Annotated in this window: 25 protein-coding genes; 13 read left to right on the top strand and 12 right to left on the bottom strand. The window is 44.6% G+C overall.

Going from position 1 to position 20,814, the window contains the following annotated elements:
• Positions 1–365 precede the first annotated feature (365 nt).
• Complete coding sequence (locus AC3EBE_RS12010; RefSeq protein ID WP_488595263.1) at positions 366–578, bottom strand: hypothetical protein; 213 nt, start codon at positions 576–578, stop codon at positions 366–368.
• 84 nt (positions 579–662) lie between these two features.
• Positions 663–1,400 (bottom strand): peptidylprolyl isomerase, encoded by a 738-nt coding sequence (locus AC3EBE_RS12005; protein WP_488595262.1) that lies wholly within the window; start codon positions 1,398–1,400, stop codon positions 663–665.
• Positions 1,401–1,521: 121 nt separating this feature from the next.
• Between AC3EBE_RS12005 and kapB the strand changes: the two genes are divergently transcribed.
• Positions 1,522–1,902: a kinase-associated lipoprotein KapB gene (gene kapB / locus AC3EBE_RS12000; RefSeq protein WP_488595261.1), complete on the top strand. Its 381-nt coding sequence runs from the start codon at positions 1,522–1,524 to the stop codon at positions 1,900–1,902.
• A 43-nt stretch (positions 1,903–1,945) separates the two neighbouring features.
• On the opposite strand, the gene kapD is transcribed toward kapB, so the two are convergent.
• Positions 1,946–2,566, bottom strand: coding sequence for a 3'-5' exonuclease KapD (gene kapD / locus AC3EBE_RS11995; RefSeq protein WP_488595260.1), 621 nt, complete (start codon positions 2,564–2,566; stop codon positions 1,946–1,948).
• A 352-nt stretch (positions 2,567–2,918) separates the two neighbouring features.
• Between kapD and AC3EBE_RS11990 the strand changes: the two genes are divergently transcribed.
• Positions 2,919–4,736 (top strand): transglycosylase domain-containing protein, encoded by a 1,818-nt coding sequence (locus AC3EBE_RS11990; protein WP_488595259.1) that lies wholly within the window; start codon positions 2,919–2,921, stop codon positions 4,734–4,736.
• A gap of 104 nt (positions 4,737–4,840) precedes the next feature.
• Here the strand turns inward: AC3EBE_RS11990 and AC3EBE_RS11985 are convergent, their stop codons facing one another.
• A complete protein-coding gene (locus tag AC3EBE_RS11985; protein ID WP_488595258.1) occupies positions 4,841–5,416 on the bottom strand; it encodes a YufK family protein in 576 nt (191 codons plus the stop codon).
• 127 nt (positions 5,417–5,543) lie between these two features.
• The gene (locus AC3EBE_RS11980; RefSeq protein WP_488595257.1) at positions 5,544–5,759 is read right to left on the bottom strand and encodes a hypothetical protein; all 216 of its coding nucleotides are present in this window, start codon (positions 5,757–5,759) and stop codon (positions 5,544–5,546) included.
• Between the two features lie 231 nt (positions 5,760–5,990).
• On the opposite strand from AC3EBE_RS11980, the gene AC3EBE_RS11975 reads away from it, so the two are divergent.
• The 8 genes from AC3EBE_RS11975 (at position 5,991) to AC3EBE_RS11940 (ending at position 13,178) form a co-directional block, all read left to right on the top strand.
• Entirely contained in the window at positions 5,991–8,393 is a 2,403-nt protein-coding gene (locus tag AC3EBE_RS11975) for a Na+/H+ antiporter subunit A (protein WP_488595256.1), read from the top strand.
• Positions 8,394–8,816, top strand: coding sequence for a Na(+)/H(+) antiporter subunit B (locus tag AC3EBE_RS11970; RefSeq protein WP_488595255.1), 423 nt, complete (start codon positions 8,394–8,396; stop codon positions 8,814–8,816).
• Positions 8,816–9,157: a Na(+)/H(+) antiporter subunit C gene (locus AC3EBE_RS11965; protein ID WP_488595254.1), complete on the top strand. Its 342-nt coding sequence runs from the start codon at positions 8,816–8,818 to the stop codon at positions 9,155–9,157. Before AC3EBE_RS11970 ends, AC3EBE_RS11965 begins: the two co-directional genes overlap by 1 nt.
• Positions 9,150–10,631, top strand: a complete 1,482-nt coding sequence (locus tag AC3EBE_RS11960) for a Na+/H+ antiporter subunit D (RefSeq protein ID WP_488595253.1) — start codon at positions 9,150–9,152, stop codon at positions 10,629–10,631. The genes AC3EBE_RS11965 and AC3EBE_RS11960 overlap by 8 nt, the downstream gene beginning before the upstream one ends.
• 6 nt (positions 10,632–10,637) lie before the next feature.
• Positions 10,638–11,114: a Na+/H+ antiporter subunit E gene (locus tag AC3EBE_RS11955; RefSeq protein WP_488595252.1), complete on the top strand. Its 477-nt coding sequence runs from the start codon at positions 10,638–10,640 to the stop codon at positions 11,112–11,114.
• Positions 11,114–11,404 carry a Na(+)/H(+) antiporter subunit F1 gene (locus AC3EBE_RS11950; RefSeq protein ID WP_488595251.1) on the top strand — a complete coding sequence of 97 codons (291 nt, stop codon included), beginning with the start codon at positions 11,114–11,116 and terminating at the stop codon, positions 11,402–11,404. The genes AC3EBE_RS11955 and AC3EBE_RS11950 overlap by 1 nt, the downstream gene beginning before the upstream one ends.
• On the top strand, positions 11,382–11,756 hold the full coding sequence (mnhG, locus tag AC3EBE_RS11945; RefSeq protein ID WP_488595250.1) for a monovalent cation/H(+) antiporter subunit G: 375 nt from the start codon (positions 11,382–11,384) through the stop codon (positions 11,754–11,756). The genes AC3EBE_RS11950 and mnhG overlap by 23 nt, the downstream gene beginning before the upstream one ends.
• A 282-nt stretch (positions 11,757–12,038) precedes the next feature.
• Positions 12,039–13,178: an FAD-dependent oxidoreductase gene (locus tag AC3EBE_RS11940; protein ID WP_488595249.1), complete on the top strand. Its 1,140-nt coding sequence runs from the start codon at positions 12,039–12,041 to the stop codon at positions 13,176–13,178.
• 288 nt (positions 13,179–13,466) lie between these two features.
• On the opposite strand, the gene AC3EBE_RS11935 is transcribed toward AC3EBE_RS11940, so the two are convergent.
• Complete coding sequence (locus AC3EBE_RS11935; RefSeq protein WP_488595248.1) at positions 13,467–13,853, bottom strand: hotdog fold thioesterase; 387 nt, start codon at positions 13,851–13,853, stop codon at positions 13,467–13,469.
• A 120-nt stretch (positions 13,854–13,973) separates the two neighbouring features.
• Here AC3EBE_RS11935 and AC3EBE_RS11930 point away from each other — a divergent pair, with 120 nt between their 5' ends.
• Positions 13,974–14,135, top strand: a complete 162-nt coding sequence (locus AC3EBE_RS11930) for an asparagine synthase (protein ID WP_488595271.1) — start codon at positions 13,974–13,976, stop codon at positions 14,133–14,135.
• Positions 14,136–14,162: 27 nt separating this feature from the next.
• Here the strand turns inward: AC3EBE_RS11930 and AC3EBE_RS11925 are convergent, their stop codons facing one another.
• A complete protein-coding gene (locus AC3EBE_RS11925; protein ID WP_488595247.1) occupies positions 14,163–14,798 on the bottom strand; it encodes a DedA family protein in 636 nt (211 codons plus the stop codon).
• A 209-nt stretch (positions 14,799–15,007) separates the two neighbouring features.
• Here AC3EBE_RS11925 and AC3EBE_RS11920 point away from each other — a divergent pair, with 209 nt between their 5' ends.
• Positions 15,008–15,367, top strand: coding sequence for a YuzC family spore coat inner layer protein (locus tag AC3EBE_RS11920; RefSeq protein WP_488595246.1), 360 nt, complete (start codon positions 15,008–15,010; stop codon positions 15,365–15,367).
• Between the two features lie 65 nt (positions 15,368–15,432).
• Here AC3EBE_RS11920 and AC3EBE_RS11915 read toward each other — a convergent pair whose 3' ends face one another.
• The 5 genes from AC3EBE_RS11915 to AC3EBE_RS11895 form a co-directional block, all read right to left on the bottom strand.
• The gene (locus tag AC3EBE_RS11915) at positions 15,433–15,615 is read right to left on the bottom strand and encodes a hypothetical protein (RefSeq protein WP_488595245.1); all 183 of its coding nucleotides are present in this window, start codon (positions 15,613–15,615) and stop codon (positions 15,433–15,435) included.
• Positions 15,616–15,719: 104 nt separating this feature from the next.
• Positions 15,720–16,316 carry a sulfite oxidase-like oxidoreductase gene (locus tag AC3EBE_RS11910; RefSeq protein ID WP_488595244.1) on the bottom strand — a complete coding sequence of 199 codons (597 nt, stop codon included), beginning with the start codon at positions 16,314–16,316 and terminating at the stop codon, positions 15,720–15,722.
• Between the two features lie 103 nt (positions 16,317–16,419).
• The gene (locus AC3EBE_RS11905) at positions 16,420–17,730 is read right to left on the bottom strand and encodes a Na+/H+ antiporter family protein (protein ID WP_488595243.1); all 1,311 of its coding nucleotides are present in this window, start codon (positions 17,728–17,730) and stop codon (positions 16,420–16,422) included.
• A gap of 480 nt (positions 17,731–18,210) precedes the next feature.
• Entirely contained in the window at positions 18,211–19,713 is a 1,503-nt protein-coding gene (locus tag AC3EBE_RS11900; RefSeq protein WP_488595242.1) for a leucyl aminopeptidase, read from the bottom strand.
• 94 nt (positions 19,714–19,807) lie between these two features.
• On the bottom strand, positions 19,808–20,188 hold the full coding sequence (locus AC3EBE_RS11895) for a DUF309 domain-containing protein (protein WP_488595241.1): 381 nt from the start codon (positions 20,186–20,188) through the stop codon (positions 19,808–19,810).
• Between the two features lie 135 nt (positions 20,189–20,323).
• Between AC3EBE_RS11895 and AC3EBE_RS11890 the strand changes: the two genes are divergently transcribed.
• Positions 20,324–20,797, top strand: coding sequence for a divergent PAP2 family protein (locus AC3EBE_RS11890; RefSeq protein WP_488595240.1), 474 nt, complete (start codon positions 20,324–20,326; stop codon positions 20,795–20,797).
• Positions 20,798–20,814 lie beyond the last annotated feature (17 nt).

The following is a 20,814-nucleotide window of genomic DNA, read 5'->3' as shown; positions in this document are numbered from 1 at the left end:
GAGGCATGTCAAATTGAAAACCATTTGACATCCCTCCCTGGAGATGAAGAAAAAAATCCATGGAAGTTTCGCAAAAAAAAATGAAAAGGTTCAGGTAGAAAACACTTGCCATTTATTTTACACAGTAATCAGGACTTGACTCTGCAGACCCTTTTTCTGTCCGAATGAGGCTCGCTTTCGGACAGTTTTCTTCCTGGCAGACCCTTTTCTGTCCGAATGAGGCTCGCTTTCGGACAGTTTTCTTCCTGCAGACCCTTTTTCTGTCCGAATGACTCTCACTTTCAGGCAACTTTCTCCTACCCGGAAGCCCTTTCCTGTCCGAGTAAAAATCACACCCCTAATATAAAAAAACAGCTGACCTAAAATCAGCTGTTCTCCTTATGTTCTTCCATTTGCTTCATGACTGCCTGTTCATATTCCTTTGCTTTTTGTGCTTCCTTTTTCGAAACCTTGATGATGAACCTCATCGTGAAGATGGCTGCAATCAGGAATACGAAAGAAGTGATCGCTGCAGGAATATATTCAGTTTTATCTTCTGGAAAATATAAAAACAATGAGATGACAAACCAGTGATTCACTACTCTCATCTTCCTTTCTGACTCGAGAAACGTTCATCACACATTATAACAAGGTTTCACGTTTCGTCCAACTGGAGCATATTCCTATTTCAGTACATTGATTTTTTCAATGACGACGTCTTTTTCAGGCTTGTCCTGTGCTCCGACTGGAGTTGCGGCGATTTTATCGACAACATCCATGCCCTCTACTACCTGTCCAAATACGGTATGCTTGCCATCAAGATGTGGTGTTCCGCCATTTTCATAAGCCTTGATCACTTTTTCAGGGTAGCCGGCCTGTTTCATTTGCTCAGGCAGGCTTGGATCCAATTCCTTGTTCTGGACAATGAAGAATTGGCTGCCATTTGTATTAGGACCTGCATTCGCCATCGATAACGCTCCGCGGATATTGAACAGCTCTCTGGAGAACTCATCCTCGAACGGGCCGCCGTAAATACTTTCACCGCCCATGCCTGTTCCTTCCGGGTCGCCGCCCTGAATCATGAAACCTTCGATGACACGGTGGAAGGTAACACCCTCATAGTAGCCTTCTTCACTATGCTTAATGAAATTCTCGACCGTCTTTGGTGCCTGTTCCGGGAATAGCTTGATTTTGATGGAACCCATATTGGTGACCATTTCAATAAGCCTCTCGTTCTCCTGTACTTCTTTTACCGTCTGTGGATAAACGGTATTTTCATCCTCTTGCTGCTGATCAGCTTTTCCGCCATTATCCTTCGTTTCTTCCTTCGCCTTCTCTGTCTCCTGCTTTTCATCTGCTGTACCGCAGCCAGCAAGCACAAACATGATGGCTATTAAAACCGCTAATAATTTTTTCATCATTGTATGTATCCCTCCTATAAAACACTTTAATAGATTGCAAAAGGTTTTGCACTTTGTTTTTTCCAGTATATCTTGCATAATGAAAGAAAAGGAAATACGACCTATTTGAAAGGAGCAAACCATGGCTGAACTTAATATTGGCGATAAAGTTACCGCTATTTATAAGACTGGCAAGTACATAGGCGAAATCACGGAGCGCCGTCCTCAGCACTATCTTGTCCGTGTTTTGGCAGTTGCAAAACACCCGATGCAGGGGGACCTTCATAATCCAAAGGATGCAGCCGTCGGCTTTTTCCATGAAAGGAAGGCACTTTCCTTCCGGGAGCAGGCCAACATTCCTGAAAAAATGGTAAAACCCTTTGAAGGCGAGATTCCGGATTATCTTGAATCATTAAAGGATGCAGCAGCCAAGCTTCGTGCTGACCTTGAGGGCGATGATTCTCCATGGGCACAGCAAAGCCTGAGAAACCTTGATTCACTCGAGAAGGACTATTTTAAATAAGCAAAACGCCAAAAGCCAGATTGTATTTTCCAATCTGGCTTTTTTATGCGAATTTATTCAGCAGCTTGGAAAAGTCGACCATGTCACCGATTGTCGTCGGCTCCGGTCTCCGCAGATACTGTTTGTCTTTCTCAACAAGCTTGTAAATATGGTAGGTCGTCAATGCATCGTCCAGTGCGCGATGATGCTTTCCTGTGCCTTCCCTTCCATACTCCTGTACAGCCTTCCATAGTCCCGTCTGGTTCTGGTCACCAAAGAAACGCTTGTATTCCATCGACAGATCGATTTGCTTTCCCGGCAGCGGGAATGGAACAGAAGCCTGCTGGCAGTTATGCTGCAAAACCTTCATATCCATATTGCCCCACGTGACGATCTGGCAATTTTTGCTCCCTCCCATGGATTTAAGCTTTTCTGCTAAATCATGAAAGGAAATTCCTGAATTCACCTGCTCCTGCGAAATATTCAAAAATGACCTGCAGCGTTCAGTTAGTAAAGGAAATCTCATTGGCCTGACGTATGAAGAAAACTGTTCAACCACCTTGCCATTCTCGACCAATACAGCGCCGGCTTCAATAATCTCCTGATAAAAGCCGCGCCTTCTGCTGTTCCTGTCCGGCATCGTAAATTCAAAATCGATAAATAATGTCCTTTCATTTTCGCTCATGCTTCCCCAACTTTCTGAAAAGCCAGTAGTTGTATGTAACCAGTATATGCTTTTCTGTCGATTATTTTTTCCATTATATCATGATTCTCTGTAAATTTTTTAATTTTTCTGCATTTTCATTGCTAAATTCTTTGGAAATAATATTTTCCCTGGGAAAAAGGCTGCTGATTTCCGTTCCAGGCGCTTCGCTTTCCGCGGAGCTGGCGTTGAGCCCCCTCGTCGCTTTGCTCCTGCGGGGTCTCACCTCGGCAAGAGTTGCAGAGTTATAAACATACTGGCTTTTCAGCCGATATTATCTGTACGTTTTCCTAACCATTTTCTATCGACATAAACACAAAAGAGAGGAATTCTTGTGCGGATTTTTACAGGCTACATACTGACACTGCTGCTCATTCCCTTGCTTTTCACGGTGGTCACATTGACGTTTAGTGAAGCAGGAAAAGCAGAGAGCTTCAACGCTGTTCTCGATCGGCAAATCGATTTAAAGGAGACAAAGCTCTCCCAAACCAGCTTGATTCTGGCAAACAGCGGCAAAGTGGTAACAGAGGTTTACACTCCTATGAACAGAAGCTTTATTTCTGCGAAAGATATTCCTGACTTCATAAAGGAGATCTTCATAATTTCTGAAGATCGGAATTTCAGGAAGCATCCCGGTTTTGATTTGACGGCAATTGGCCGGGCACTGGCCATCAATGCCCAATCTGATGGGATCGAGCAGGGTGCCAGTACCATCACCCAGCAGCTGGCACGGAACCAGTACCTTAATCATCACCAGTCCTATAACCGCAAGTTAAGCGAAGTGCTTTATGCGTATCAGCTGGAAAAGAGCTATTCCAAGGAAGAAATTCTCGAACAGTATCTAAATGCGATCTACTTCCAGAATAACGCCTATGGAATCAGCGCTGCGGCCGATTACTATTTTAAAAAGAAACCAGCAGAGCTGACGAGGTCGGAACAGGCCTTCCTTGCAGCGATTCCCAATAATCCATCCTTTTATGATCCTTTAAAGCACTTCCTTCGCACCAAGAAGCGGCAGGAGCTTTTGCTGGAGCAAATGGTTGGGGAAGGACGGATTCCTTTTGATGAGGGAGAAAAGCTGAAGAAAGACCCTATTGCCTTGAAAGTAAAGCCAAGGACAAATCTTTATCCTGATTACACCGATTATGCCATGAGCGAGCTTCGCGAACTGGTTGCCGACACGGAAAAAATAACTGATCAGGAAAAGCTGAGTGCAAGAGTGACAAAATTGCTGGCGTCCGGAATAAAAATCCATACTGCGCTGGATGAGGATCTCCAGAAAAAGACTGCTGCTTCGGTAAAAGCACATCTTCCTTATCAGGATATCGAAGGAGCAGCAGCCGTCGTCAATCATGAACAAGCGGTAATCGTGGCGCTTGCTGGCGGCAAGAACTATCGGAGCGGTGATTTTAACAGGTCCTATCGAGCATTCCGGCAGCCTGGCTCTTCCATCAAGCCTCTGCTCGTCTATGCTCCTTACTTCGAAAGAAACAGAGGCACTGGCCCAGCAACAAAGGTGGATGCAGGTGCGCTCTGTATAAAGGGCTATTGTCCAGAAAACTATGGAGGATCCACTTATGGGATGGTCACACTGGAAAGGGCGTTCACCCACTCTTACAACACACCCGCTGTCAGGCTTCTTCAGCAGGTCGGTGTGAACGAAGCCTTTCGTGACCTGGCACCATTTAGATTTAAAAAAGTGACGGACCAGGACCATGTACCTGCATCAGCTGTTGGCGGCTTCTCAACTGGCCTGAGTCCCCTGGAAATGACGCAGGCCTACACTGTATTCAGCAAGGACGGACAATTTCTAAAACCTCACGCGATTATGAAGGTGACTGACACAAGCGGGAAAATTCTTTATCAGTGGAAAGAAAAACCTGTAAGGGTTTGGAGTCCCCAAACTGCTGCAACTGTAAAAGAGCTGATGGAAAGGACCGTTGCTTCCGGCACAGCCAGGAAAGCTGCCCTCCATGGCAGGAGGGCTGGCGGCAAAACGGGGACCACCAATGATTTCAAGGATTTTTGGTTCATTGGCTTCAGCGGCCCGCTTACTGCAGGTGTCTGGGTTGGCAAGGACCGGCCGCAAAGCATGGAAGCACTTCACTCAAATTCCCCTCAGCTTTTGATTTGGCGGGATATCATGAATTAGTAACGCCAACCGGGACCTGTGCCCGGTTTTTTCTTTGGGTTTAGTTTGATTGGCTGCTTTTCTCCAATAAAAAAACTGATTCCTGCTCAGAAATCAGTTCGCTCCTAAATTGGCAGGCTCGCCATTATGCTGTTGTACACTTTTACCGCAAGATAAATGATCCCCAATACGAGGGTGCTCCAGAGGATGACCTGGAAAAACACCGTTCCGATTACCCCTGCCAACGATAAATTTGGGCTTATTTTATAGACGAAATAGATGAAGTATATAAGAGTGGCCAGAGCGATGATCGCGCCGATCCCTATAAAGCTGTAGATGCTGAAAAGCGAAACCGCACCTGCAGTGAAATAAATTGCGGCGCCATTGCGGATCAGTTTAAGGCTCTCCCCTTCATGGTCTCTTGAGAAGAATAGCAAACTCACTTCATTTATTGTATCAGCGATCAGCTTCAAGGCAGCAAAGACCATAAAATAGAAGGCCATCAGCAGCACAAGCAGCGAAAGCTTGATTCCTGTTTCGGAAAAGAACTCCAGCATGCCGTCATAGATCCCGGCATTCTTTAATACATCCAATAGTTCAATCTCGGTGCGAACCGAAAGTGACAGGCTGAACATGATGATTGCCAGGAGCGGAAAATAGCTTGTTAAATACGGATTTTTCATGAAGTAATCATCACTCAATTCTTTCTTGTCCTACAAGTTATTATGAAAGAAAAGAAAGCCCGCGGCAACAAAAAGAAAAGCCCCTTACGCAGGAACTTGATTTTTTTGAAACCTTTTTGAATCTTGTCCGTATTAGTAGATTGAGCTAATGAGGAACAATCCGAACATATTCCCTCGATTTAAACGGTATAAAGGTTTTAGCTGTTTCAACCTCATCCAATTCTGTTTGCTGGATTCTGACACCGGGTTCAGAACCAAATCTTTGCCTGGTCATTTCCTGGTCTTCCATGTGATCGAGGAACATGAATCCCGCGAACAAACTAAGAAATATCGCTGCGCATACGATGAGCTTTCGGGCCATGGTTTATCCCCCCTATTCACTGTTAGTATGCGGACAACTCACCTTTTTTATACAGGCGACTTAGCATGAACATTGATTTAACAAAGTCCTTTGCATGCATCTGCTCTATTTTTAAGATATAATTTTTATTGGAGATACTCAGGGGCATGAACCTGGTAAAATTGGCAAAAAATATAATGTTATGGGGCGAAACAAAGTTATTTCACTTGGAAAATAAGGAGGTACAATCTTTTGTCTTTTCTTCACCTGGCAGTCATATCACCACTTTTACTGGCAATCTTCATTCCATTTTTACATAAGCACTTCCGCAGGATTCATACCGGGTGGTTCCTTTTGCCGCTGCCCGCAGTGCTTTTCGCCTATTTCTTTCAATTCATCAGTGTGACGAGGCATGGTGATACCGTTATGGAATCCTTTCCGTGGATTTCATCTCTGGGCATCGATTTCGCTCTGAAGGTTGATGGATTAGGGCTGTTATTCGCTTTGCTTATCACCGGAATCGGTACATTGGTCGTTTTGTATTCGATCTACTACCTGTCGCCTGAAAAAGAAAAGCTGAATACATTCTACATATATTTGCTTCTGTTCATGGGAGCAATGCTCGGGGTCGTTCTATCTGACAACCTCATCGTGCTTTATACATTCTGGGAGCTAACCAGCTTTTCATCCTTCCTGCTGATCGGCTATTGGAATCATAGAGAGCGTTCAAGATACGGAGCGCAAAAATCAATGCTGATCACTGTATTTGGCGGTTTGTCGATGCTCGGGGGCATCCTGATGCTCTATATCATAACTGGGACATTCAGCATTTCAGAAACCATCAGCATGTCCAATGTGGTAGTCAATCACCCATTGTTCACGGCAACCTTGATTTTGTTCCTGTTAGGCGCATTTACAAAGTCAGCGCAATTCCCATTCCATATCTGGCTTCCGGATGCGATGGAAGCTCCTACACCAGTCAGTGCGTATTTGCACTCGGCAACAATGGTCAAGGCTGGCATCTACTTAGTAGCACGCATGACACCAGTTTTCGCCCATTCAGGAGTCTGGGTGTGGCTGGTCGCAGGAATTGGAGTCCTGACATTGTTCTGGGGTTCTTTTTCCGCTGTAAAACAGACAGATTTGAAAGCGATCCTCGCCTTTTCAACAGTCAGCCAGCTTGGCATGATCATGTCTTTGCTTGGTGCTGGCGCAGCGGCTCTGCATTACGGAACGGTTAAAGATGGATATTATATCGTTGCAGTAACTGCTGCTGTTTTCCATTTGATTAACCATGCTACTTTTAAAGGCAGCTTGTTCATGGTCACAGGGATCATCGACCACGAAACCGGGACAAGGGATATACGCAAGCTTGGCGGTTTGATGAATTTCATGCCAATCACCTTCACGCTCGCGATTATCGGCACATTTTCAATGGCGGGAATCCCTCCATTCAACGGTTTCTTAAGTAAAGAGATGTTCTTCTCTGGCATGCTAAGACTTTCCCAGATGGATATCTTCAATCTTGAGACATGGGGCATGCTTTTCCCGGTCATTGCCTGGACAGCCAGTGTGTTCACGTTCCTGTACAGTATGCTGTATGTTTTCAAGACATTTACAGGCAAGTATCAGCCAGAAAAATTGGAGAAGAAGCCTCATGAGGCTCCTATTGGTATGCTGATTTCACCGGTCATCCTTGCTTCACTCGTCCTGATTTTCGGGATATTCCCAAATGTGCTGTCACACAGCATCATTTCCCCGGCAATGGGATCCATTTTACCGTCCCTGCTGGAAAACGGAGAGGGATTCGATGTCCATATCTCTCATTGGCACGGGCCAGGCGCTGAATTATATATGACCATCGGGGTCATCGCCATCGGATTCCTGCTTTTCAAAACGCTTCCGAAATGGGCAGGTGTTTACCGGATCTTCCCTGAACGATTGTCGCTGAACAATCTGTACGACAAAGGCCTGGAAGGAATGCAGCTCGTATCACGCAATGTAACGAAAACCTATATGAATGGGTTTATAAGGACCTACTTGGTGTATATTTTCTCATTCTTTATCTTCATTCTTGCCACTACTTTAGTGTATAAGGATGCATTCAAGCTAGACCTTAGCAATGTGGCGCCAATCAGATTTCTCGAGGTGGTCCTCGTTCTGATTATTGCTGTTTCATCAATCTCGATTTTGTTCGCGAAATCAAGGCTTACATCAATTATCCTGCTGGGAGCCGTCGGTTATACGGTTGCGCTGTTCTTTGTTATTTTCCGTGCACCGGATTTGGCACTTACCCAGCTTGTTATTGAAACGGTGTCTGTTGCCCTGTTCCTATTGGCGTTTTATCACTTGCCGCAGATCAGGAGGAATGAGGAACGGATCCGCTTCCGGCTTACAAATGCATTAGTATCCATTGGCGTTGGAGCTATTGTTACGCTGATTGCGTTGTCCGCGCACAGCAGCAAGAAGTTCACTTCAATCGCTGAATATTATGTAGAGAATACGTACAAGAAAGCTGGCGGCGAAAACATGGTCAACGTAATCCTTGTTGATTTCCGCGGCTTCGATACAATGTTTGAAATCACTGTGCTCGGGATTGCTGCTCTTGGCATATTCGCGATGATCAAACTGCGTCTGACAAGGGGGAAGGAATAGATGAAAACAAATGATGTAATTCTTCAGACTGTTACAAAATTCACCTTGTTTGTCATCATCCTGTTCTCCATCCACCTGTTTTTTGCAGGACACTATTATCCAGGCGGCGGATTCATCGGCGGGTTGATGACATCAGGCGCAATCGTTCTTTTGCTGCTGGCTTTTGATATAAAAACAGTTAAGGCAATATTGCCGATTGATTATATCAAGATGATTGCAGTTGGGCTGCTTTTCTCAGTAGGAACGGGTGTCGGCGGCTTATTTTTCGATGTGCCATTCCTGACGCATGCATTTACATACGTCGATCTGCCGCTTCTTGGTAAAACGTCGCTGCATACTGCAGTATTGTTCGATACGGGAGTGTTCCTGGTTGTCATTGGTGTGACAATGACCATTATTCAAACGATTGGAGAGAGCGAATAATGGAAATTTTAATGGCTTTTCTAATTGGTATCCTGTTTATGACAGCAACCTATCTCATGCTTTCCAAAAGCTTGCTCAGGATCATTATCGGTACAGGACTGCTGAGCCACGGCGCCCATTTGCTGATCCTAACAATGGGCGGGCTGAAAAGGGGAGCTGCTCCATTGCTTGGTGAGCACGCCAAAGCTTATGTCGACCCTCTTCCTCAGGCTTTGATCCTGACTGCGATCGTCATCAGCTTTGGAGTAACCTCCTTCTTCCTGGTTTTGGCTTACAGAGCCTATCAGGAGCTTGGCACGGATAATATGGATCGCTTGAGAGGAAAGGAAGGACATGAATAATCTAATCATCTTACCAATTCTGATTCCTCTGATTACAGGGGTTATACTTATCTTTTTCACGAAGAATGTAATGGCACAGCGATGGATTTCGGCAATAAGCTCTTTCACGGTGATTATTGCCTCTGTCATGCTTGCAAATCATGTATTTACAAACGGTATCCAGACGATGGACGTCAGCAACTGGGAAGCTCCGTACGGCATTACCCTCGTATCGGACATGCTTTCTTCCCTGCTAGTCCTGACGACGAGTATCATAGCTTTTGCTGCCGTGATTTACTCCTTTAAATCAATTGGGATAGAACGGGAAAAGTTTTATTACTACCCGGTGGTGAACTTCCTGCTTGTCGGGGTAAACGGCGCGTTCACAACAGGCGATATTTTTAACCTGTTCGTATTCTTTGAAGTTATGCTCATGTCTTCATATGTATTGCTTGTGCTGGGTGGCACGAAAATCCAGCTGCGCGAAAGCATTAAATACATACTTGTGAATGTCATTTCTTCCGCGCTGTTCGTCATTGCCGTGGCCTATCTCTATTCTGTCGTCGGAACATTGAACATGGCACATATCTCAGTCAGGATCAATGAAATCGGAAATATAGGGATCATTACAGTCATTGCAGTATTGTTCTTGATTGTCTTTGGCTTAAAGGGTGCAATCTTTCCGCTGTATTTCTGGCTTCCTGGCTCATATTATGCTCCTCCGGCTCCTGTCATGGCGTTATTCGGAGCATTGCTGACAAAAGTCGGGGTTTACTCAATCACAAGAACGTACACGCTTTTCTTTTATCAGGATGCTGGTTATACCCATCAATTGCTGCAAATCCTCGCAATCATGACCATTATTGCTGGTGTGATCGGCGCAATTGCTTATTCTGATATTAAAAAAATCATTATCTACAATATCATTACTGCCGTTGGTGTCATCCTGTTCGGTGTATCCGTGCTGAGCCAGGAATCTTTGACCGGTGCTGTCTTTTACCTGATTCACGATATGAATATCAAAGCTGCCCTGTTCCTGCTTATTGGAATCATGATTAAGATCACAGGAACTAGCAATCTTGATAAAATCAGCGGCCTTTTGAACAGATATCCCGGTCTGGGCTGGACATTCTTCATTGCTTCACTTGCTCTGGCCGGCATTCCGCCGCTCAGCGGATTCGCAGGCAAGCTGATGATTGTCCGCTCCGGCTTTGAGGCAGGCAGCTATTTCGGGGCATTCGTCGTGCTTATGTCGAGTCTGTTCGTTTTATTTTCAGTCATGAAAATCTTCATCAAGGGCTTCTGGGGAGCACCTAAGGCGTATAAGTCAGAGGAAACTGCACCGGTAAAATGGCTGCTTGTAGCTCCAGCGATCCTTACAGCCTTTGCTGTCCTGTACGGAATCGGCACAGAAGCAATCTATCCGGTAATTTCAATGGCTGCAGAAACACTCTCAAACCCGGAAATCTACATTGATGCAGTTTTAAAGGAGTAATGAGCTATGGCTTTTCAAATTCTGCTGAATTTCATTCTGGCATTTGTCTGGATGTTCCTAAAGACATCCTACTCTCCGGCATCCTTTTTTGTCGGATATTTCTTCGGCCTGCTCATCATCTATTTGTTCCGCCGCTTTTTCAACTCCCGCTTCTATCTTTTAAGAGTAGCAGCGGTTTTGAACCTGATTTATATTTTTACAAGGGAATTGATTCTGTCCAATATCTCTGTACTCAAGGTCATCTTAAGGCCTAAGCTGGATATCAAACCTGGAATTTTCGCCTATCCTACTGAACTGAAGCAGGATTGGGAAATCACCACGCTTGCCAATTTGATTACCTTGACGCCAGGTACACTCGTTGTTGATATTTCGGAAGACAATAAGATCCTGTACGTGCATGCAATGGATATTGATGATGCGGAAGAATCAGTACAGGGTATTAAAAATACGTTCGAAAAAGCGATCATGGAGGTGAGCAGATAATGTTCGAAACAGTAATTTGGATTTCGGTCACCTTTATCTCGCTTGCGATGATAGGCCTTATATATCGGGTGATCAAGGGGCCAACCGTCGCAGACCGTGTCGTTGCCCTTGACGCCATCGGCATCAGCCTTGTCTCAGTCGTTGCCCTTGTATCGGTACTGCTGGATACGAGTGCCTTTTTGGACATCATCCTGCTGATCGGCATCCTGGCCTTTATCGGGACTGTCGCCTTTTCAAAATATCTTGAGAAGGGAGTGATCATGGAATATGACAGAGATGGAAATAGCTAAGTTTTTAGCAGGGCTGTTTATTCTGATCGGGGCTTTTCTGAGCCTGGTAACTGCGTTCGGACTGATCAGGCTGCCCGATGTGTACACAAGGAACCATGCAGCATCCAAAAGCGCTACGATGGGCGTCATGCTTCTGCTGTTAGGGACCTTTATATATTTCTGGCTTATCAAGGATCACTTCAATTCAAGATTATTGCTCGGAATCGCCTTTATCTTCCTTACTTCTCCAGTTGCAGGACACTTAATCAGCCGAGCTGCGTATAATTCAGGTATTAAACTATCTGATAAAACGGTGCAGGATGACCTCGCAAAAGCCAGGAAATCCATGCAAAAGAAGAATCAGTCAAAATAGAAGAATTCGCTAATTCTTCAACGGAAACCGATGTGCCTGGGACGGAAATTAACAGCCTATTTTACATGGCAATTTTAATCGAACACAAACAAGCCGCCAGAAGTTATCCTGGCGGCTTATTTTTTTTGTAACAGACTATTTACAGAATGTTCAAGTTTTATCCATTTCTATCATTTTCAGTGTGCAGTATAGTAAGGGTAGAATCATATTCAGTTTCCCTTGCCTTCCAGTTGCTTTGTCAAGATTCGTGTCAGGATTGCCATTTTGAAAGGAAGGATTGTTATGACCAATCCAAGGATAGCCATCATCGGCGGCGGAATCAGCGGGTTATGTACAGCACTTGCATTGCAGAAACAAGGAATCTCTGCCAGCCTCTATGAGATGAGGAACGAAATAGCTGAACCGGAAACAGGCATGGTGTTAACCGGTAATGCCATACGTGCCTTATTTATTATGGGATTAGGAAAACAGATCCTTAAACATGGTATTGCAACTGACACGTGTCTGCTAAAGTCCGATTCCGGAGAAATCATTGCCGAATTTGATTATCGCTCCCCTTCACGCATCCCTAACTACCTATTTGTACAGCGATCGGCCCTTACAAGGAATCTGCTTGCTGCAATTGCTCCTGGTACAATCCACTTTAATAAAAGATTAGAGGACTGCAATGAGGAACAAGATATGATCACCCTCCATTTCAGCGATGGAACCCAGGAATCTGCTGATTATCTAATCGCTTGCGATGGAGCAGGTTCAATAATTCGCAAAAAATTGATCCCGGAACGGAAGAGTTCTTTTACAGGCACGGTTTGCTGGAGAGGCATAACTGATTTCACCTTTTCCAGAGATGTACCATTTTCAGAAACATGGGGCTCCCGCGGCCGGTTTGGCATTGCCCCGGTACCCGGAAACCACCTATATTGGTACGCTTTAATAAAATCGACTCATGAAAAAAGGGAATTGGAATCCTGGTCGCCAATTGATATATTGTTCAACTTTTTCTATTATCACGATCCCATCCAGCAAATACTTGAAAACACTTCTCCTGAAAACATTATTTTTGATGAACTATATGAGTTGAAATTGGATCGCTCCCATTACGGCAAAATCCTGTTCCTCGGCGATTCTGCCCACCTTTCCTTGCCAAGTATCGGCCAGGGAGCTTCCCGTGCGGTCGAAGATGCTGTGTTTCTTACCAAGTGGATCATGATTGAGGATTCGATCGAAAAAGCCTTTGCAAGCTATGATCAGCATAGACAAGAACGAACAGAAATGATTGAAAGCGAAATGAAAGTCTACGGCATAGCGTCAGAGCTAAACTTTCCGTTTCTGTGCTCCGCTCGCAATAAACTCCTGCAGTGGGCTCCAGCAGGATACCATAATGATAAGCTTCGAAAGATTGTTGAGATTGAGGGTCTATAAGGGAAGAATCAGCTTGGGGTTTTGTTTTGGCTGATTTTTTTTGATTGATTTTTTTATTTTTGTTGAGGAGAGAGTAATTTTATTGATTTTTAGCTGGGAGTCCGGCTCATTGCAGTTCGATCGGAGTTGGAGCTGTCGAACTGCATTGAGAGCCCGGCTCATTGCAGTTCAATTGGATTTTTGGCTCTCGAACTGTACCGAGAGCCATTGCTCATTACATTTCAATCAGATTTTTCCCTTTCGAAAGGTAATGAGGACTCCCATTAGAGGTAGCAGCATCCTCATCGATCATTTCTTCAGTTTTATAACCGCGATTGTGCATCTTGAGATACAGATCAGATTATCTTCTTCGTCCGTTATTTTAATTTCCCAGACCATTGTGGTTTTCCCTTGATGGATAACGGTTCCTACAGCGGTGACGACTCCATCTCTTTTCCCGCGAATATGGTTTGCGTTAATTTCAAGGCCTACTGCAGCCTGGTTTTCCTTGTCGATCAGTTCAAATGCACCGACGCTCGCGACTGTCTCTGCAAGTGCTACCGAGGCCCCTCCATGCAGCAATCCGAAAGGCTGTCTTGTCCTGTCATCTACAGGCATGGTAGCCACGACCTTTCCTTTCTGCAGCTCGGTGATTTCAATTCCTAACGAACCAAGCAATGTATTATTTAGTTCCATCTCATTTTCCTCCTTAGAATTGGCATACTGATTACATTGGAAGCTGGGGACACTAAAGTTGTCCCTCAGGGACGTATCATAATTGAAGAGGTGAATCCATTGAACCGTATTCGCGAAGGCATGATTCCAACAGTTTTGGGGACTGCAGTCACCGCTGCAGGTATTGCAATGCAGCAAAATCGTAAAATCGACCGTATGATTTCGAATACTGTATTTGGATTTGGATTGGCCCATATTGTCCTTGGTGCTATTGATTTGGTCGAGCACCGCAATGAATTTTAGAACCAACTGAATCAATGGGAGAGGCGGTTATTTAGACTGCCTCTCCTGATAAATTGCACCCTCAGAACCCAAAGCATGCTTGATTTTTCTTTTGCGCAGGAAGACTGTCAGCACTATGACAGCCGCAACTCCCCCTCCAACAAGCAGCGCTTCACTATTATATTTTATAATGGCATCCATCTTATCTCCAAATAAATATCCTAAAACAAAGACGATCAAAACCCAAATGAACGCCCCGGTATACGCGAATATCGCAAAAGTTTTAAATGGAAGGCGGCTCATGCCGTATAGGAAGGGTACCAGATTCCTCGCACCCGGCAAAAAGCAACTGAGCGACAAGGAAAAAGCATGGTATTTTTCCATTAGTTTCATTGAGGATTCAATTGAGCTGGCAAACCGTTTTCTTTTTTCCAGGAAGCGCAGAAGCCGTCTGCCGATCAGCCTTCCCAGAAGATAACTCGTGGTAAAGGACGTCGATATCCCCAGGTAAGAAACGAGGAAGGCAAGGATTGGATGAAGCGAACCCATTGACGAAGCAAGTCCGATACTCATCAGTAAGACTTCATTAGGCACAGGGATGACAAAAATTCCGAACCAAAGCCATAAATATAAACCCAGGTAACCGTTCTCTTCAATAATACTGATTACCAGGTCCAAGTCCATTAGGCTTCCCCCTTCCCCTCCAAATATCCCTTGAAGTATATATGTATTACAGTTCTATGTCCTTCATACATTCCCTTCTTTTTCTAACTTGAACCCCATTTAGTTTTTCATCAACATCATATGCCTTGCTGTCATTTCATAAATTGAAGGAGATAATGTTCATCAGCCCTAATTTAATCTACATTAATCGAAAGGGGGAATAAAATACCATGCATTATATATTTTGCCGCCAAAATCCCCTCAGTTCCGTGGACCGCTCTCAGCCTTTACGCCAATATCCTGAAGTGAACACAAAACTTTTCAAGCAATCAGCCACCAAGGCGATCACCTTGATGAGTGATGTCAACATTGTTATGAAAAAGATCGAGACATCCGATGCTTTCTCGAAGGATTTAATGTCGGCGGCCCAGGAATCGAAACAGGCAGAGGTGGAAAAGCTCATTAACTCAACAGGAATCAAGAAATCTCCTAAAATAACCTATAATCCAGACGGCATCACGCTGAATTTCCAGGACTTTGTCGGGGAAAAAGAATGCTGCCATATCATATTGCAGCTTAGGTGGGAGTAATACCGGAAAAAAACATAAGAATAGCCGCCATTGCTAGAACGGCGGCTCAACTTTTTTATTTGTCATTAATATGGATAGTATCCATAGGATCCATATGGCGGATAGTATCCTCCACCATATGGCGGGTAATATCCGCCCGGATATAATAGTGCGCTTCCCAGCAGGCCGCCAACTACTCCTCCTAAAAATGGTCCTCCAAAGAAGAATGGGCGTCTTCCGCCATAATATGGTCTTCTTCTATTATACATTTAGCTACCTCCCTCTTTTATTGCCTATATTACTTCATATGCAAAAATGAGGGCTGTTGAGTGGGCGTTTGTCCATGCGCATGGCAGTTTTATAAGAAAAGGGCCTAATCCCAGGAGAGGCGCTGTTCCTTCCAAGGGTCGCCGTACATATGGTAGCCGTTTTTCTCCCAAAAACCAGGCTTATCCTCAGCTGAAAATTCAATCCCGCGGATCCATTTCGCACTCTTCCAGAAATATAGATGAGGAATAACTGCCCTTAATGGATAACCATGCTCCGGTGTGAGGAATTCACCGTTATGTGAATGGGCAAGCAAGCTTGTCTCCTTGAGGAAGTCATCGATCGGCAGGTTGGCTGTCCACCCTTCCTCCGCATGAAGAATCACATATCTCGCTTCCTCCTTCGGTTTTGCCAAATTCGCAAGCTCCCTCGCAGGAATGCCTTCCCAGACATTATCAAGCTTGGACCAGCCAGTCACACAATGGATATCGTTATCAAATTTTTGCTGCGGCAGCTCCATTAATTCTGCAAATGTTAGTATTACTTCCTTTTCGGCCAGTCCAAAAATCCTCAGGCTCCAGTCATCAAGGTTTCGATAAGCAGGAACATTTCCGTAATGGAGCACCGGAAAAGCTGTTGTCACATTTTGATTTGGCGGCACCCTGTCTGTCGGGCCTGTTTTTCGCGGTTTACCGAAATACATATATTTCACCTCATATAGGCTTTCTTTTTATCCTATCGATTTAGCATCCATTTGTAAAATGAATGAAAGCCGCCCTGATTACAGGACGGCTCATCATGTATTTCTATAAAATCATTGCGGCAATCCAGCCGAAAATGATCAATGGAATATTGTAGTGGATGAATGTCGGCACAACGGTATCCCATATGTGATTGTGCTGACCGTCTGCATTAAGGCCGGCTGTAGGTCCGAGTGTACTGTCAGACGCTGGTGAACCGGCATCGCCTAGTGCAGCAGCGGTACCAACAATCGCGATGGTTGCCATCGGGCTGAAGCCCAGCTGAAGGCTAAGCGGAACGAAAATCGTTGCGATGATTGGAATCGTTGAAAATGAAGAACCGATTCCCATTGTAACCAGCAAGCCGACAATCAGCATCATCATCGCGCCAAGCCCTTTATTATTGCCGATTAGATCAGCAGATTGTTTAACAAGCTGATCAACATCCCCTGTTTCTTTTAGCACATCCGCAAAACCAAATGCAGCCAGCATGACAAAGCCGATGAATGCCATCATCTTCATGCCGTTTGTCAACAGGTCATCCGCCTCGCGCCATTTGATTGCTCCGCTCGCATAAACGACAAGAATCCCTGCCAGCGCTCCAATAATCATCGAATCGAAAATGATTTGAGCCGCTAACGCTGCAATAATTGCGAAGAAGGAAAAAATGATTCCTTTTTTAGAGTATTCATTTTTCTCAGCTTCAACGATTTGCAAGTCCTGATAGTTTCTCGGTTTACGATAAACGAAAATCGCAATTGCCAAGCCGATGACCATTCCGGCAACTGGCAGCATCATAGCGGTTGGGATATCTGACATGTCTACCTTCAAACCGCCGTCCGCCATGTTCGTAGCCAGGATTTCGTGGAAGATTTTCCCGAAGCCTACAGGCAGCAAAATATATGGTGCTGTAAGGCCAAAAGTGATCACCGAAGCAATCAAGCGCCGATCAATGTTGAGCTTGTTGAAGATGATCAACAATGGCGGAATCAAAATTGGTATAAACGCAATGTGAATCGGAATAAGGTTCTGTGAAAAAATAGACATCATCAAAATCAATAGAATAATAATAGCTTTTGAATAGGTTTTGGCTGCTGACTCACCTTTTTTGCTTATCAGGCCAATAATCCAGTCAACCAGCAAATTAGGCAGGCCAGTCTTAGAGATAGCAACCGCAAATCCGCCTAATAGCGCATAGCTCAATGCAACTTCAGCACTTCCTCCAAGTCCGCCTGAAAATACTTCAATCGTCTTATCTATACTTAAGCCGCCAGTCAAGCCGCCGATCAGTGCTCCAGCAATCAATGCCAGTACAACATTGACACGAAGCAAGCTCAGCACAAGCATCGCCAGGACAGCCACAACAACTGCATTCATGATGGGTTCCCCTTTCAGTGGTGATTCGAAAAATCCTTTAGTATGGTAAATTGGTAGAGAATTAAAATGACATGTATAAAAATATCATAGAGTCGTTGTGGATGTCAATCGCTTAAGTTGAGGTTTTTTTTACTAATTTTTTCTGAAAGAAGAGATTTTATTAGATGCTTCGTACAAATTTTGGTTTTTATAAAGCTGAAACCGAGGCATATTGGATTGGCTGCTTTGCTTTTTATAGGATGGATTGGATATTTTACTAGATTAATTTGGTTTATTACTGGTAACTGTGGATTTATTACTGGTAACTTGAGATTTATTACTGGTAACCTGGGTTTTATTACTGGTAAGTTGAATTTTATTACTGGTAACTTGGATTTCATGACTTATAGGACACTTTTTAACTGGTCATCCAAGTTTGAACTCCATCTGCCATAAATCAAAAACCCCAAAGCATCAGCTATGGGGCCAGTAATCCGTATATTATTTAATTGGTTCAAATCTTTCAACTAGCAATGCAAGGGTGCGGGCCATGACGCCAGTTGCACCTGCTGGGCCGAGATCGTGATCCTTGCCTGTTGTAGCTGTTCCGGCAATATCAAGATGCACCCAAGGAGTTCCTTCAGCAAATTCCCCGACAAACGCTCCGCCCATGATTGCGTGGCCTTCTGCTCCAGGCGAGTTGTTAAGGTCAGCGATTTTGCTGCCTCTTACCCGCTCGATGTCACGCTCGAACAATGGCAGGCGCCAGATTGGTTCACCAGCTTCATAGGAGGCTTCCAGTACTTGTTCGAACAATGCTTCATTATTTGTAAGAGCCCCTGAAGTGTGAAGGCCAAGCGCTGTGATGACTCCGCCTGTCAGTGTGGCGATGTCTACCAGATAGTTCGCGCCGTGATGCTTGGCGTATGTCATCGCATCTGCAAGAACAAGACGGCCTTCTGCATCTGTATTCAGGACTTCGATTGTTTTTCCGCTCATCGATGTGATTACGTCATCCGGCTTGAATGCCGTGCCGCTGATCATATTGTCTGTTGATGGGATGACAGCCACGACGTTCTGCTCAGGCTTTGTTTCACCGATGATTTCCATTGCCCCAAGAACCGCTGCTGCGCCGCCCATATCGGATTTCATGCCGACAATACCGGATTTCGTTTTGATGGAGTATCCTCCAGTATCAAACGTGATACCCTTGCCGACAAGTCCGATGACATCATTCCACTCTTCCTTGCCCTGGTATTTCAGGACAATCATTTTCGGCGGCTGAGCTGATCCCTGATTTACCGCTAACAGGGCACCCATGCCGAGCTTTTCCATTTCTTCTTTTTCCAGGATTTCAGCTTCGAATTCATATTTCTCCGCAAGCTTCAATGCATATTCAGCCATATCCGTTGCCGTCAGCAGGTTGCCCGGAGTATTCACAAGTGTACGCGCAGAGTTCGTTGCCTTCCCAAATACATATCCAACTTCAAGAGCTGCTTCGACTTCGCTCTCCTCGTGTGTGCTGTAGACAGTGATGCTTTCCAGACGCTTTTCAGGCTCGTTTGATTTTTGCTTATAGCCTTCAAATTGATAGGTAGCCATGGCTAATGCTTCGCCCAATGCGTGGGCCGCATCATTGAACTCCACTTCTTCAGTGGTAAAAGTATCAAGCAGGACTGCTGCTTCTGTCCATTTTTCCGATTTGGAAGTCTTGAATAGGCGGCCAAAAGCATCCCTTACTAATTCGAAATTATATTCTTTTTCATGGCCAAGACCGACAAAATATAATTTCTTCGCACCTGTCTTGCCGAAAGTATGTATTTTTGAAACTGATTTTTTCTTTGTTGAAATATCACCGCTTTTGATCAGCTCAGTTAACTGGCCTTCAAAAAGCCCGTCCGCCTCTGCAACGGCACCTTCCAATCCTGATGGCTTGTTAAATAAGCCAATCACAAGGCAGTCATGGCTGATGGACAAATTAAATTCATTTGTTACTTTAAACAAACTCCTTCACCTCCGTGATTATTTATAGATTCATTATAGCGAATATCAGAATCTATTTCGACTCTCTAATTTTTATTTTTTATTTGCCTTACTATCAATCGTCCTCCATATATAAAAATAACACCGGGAGCTCCGGCAGCTCAGCTACCTTCTCATATGGAACACGATCAATATCCTGCGGAAAGATGCCCAGGCATTCTTCGATGAACGGATATACTTTTTCCAAATCGAGGCCCCAGTGAACAGGACGGTAGGCTTGCAGGTAATCATGGGCGGCTTTCATCATCAGCCGCGCCCCTTTTACATTTCCATAGCTATAATGGTAAATCGCCACACTCATTTGCAGCAGGCCTTTAAAAAAGAGGTTTCCCTTGTCCGTCATCCACATATCTTCAAGCAAATCGTGGCAGGTATAGTAGTCCCCTTCGTTGAATTTAATAAAGAACTCGTAATATTCATCTGGATAGCCAGTCAACACCATCACCCCAATAAACAGCGGTTAGCATTATCTTAACAAAATCAAGCTAGAATATAGTAATGATTCAATCTATGTTGGGTATTACTTAATAAAGGCACTTATTCTATAAACTACATAATAGGGGGAACAGGCATGGAGTTATTAACAAACTTTCCTTTGTGGGCTTCACTGGCGGCGATTTTTTTCGCGCAGTTCATTAAAGTCCCGATCCAATATATCGCTTCAAGGAAGCTGGACTGGTCGCTGCTGACAAGCACGGGCGGAATGCCGAGTTCCCACTCTGCAGCTGTAACTGCATTATCAACCGGGGTCGCACTGGAAACAGGCATGGATTCAGCCGTTTTCGCTGTTTCAGCCGTATTTGCGATCATTACGATGTTCGATGCCTCCGGAGTGCGCCGCCAGGCAGGCGAGCAGGCAATCGTTTTGAACCAGCTGGTTGCGGATTTTGGCAGATTTGCACAAGAGGCAAAGGGCTGGCAGGATAAGCCGGAAAAAGAAAAGCAGAAGGAGCTAAAGGAGCTGTTGGGCCACAAACCAATTGAAGTGTTCTTTGGCGGTCTTAGCGGCATTTTATTGACCCTGCTGCTTCATTATTTACTATAGACAGGGTAATGGAGGGT

The sequence above is a fragment of the Mesobacillus sp. genome, from assembly GCF_057785455.1.
The sequence above is the reverse complement of the archived record's forward strand: the minus strand, read 5'-3'. Positions and strand labels throughout refer to the sequence as shown.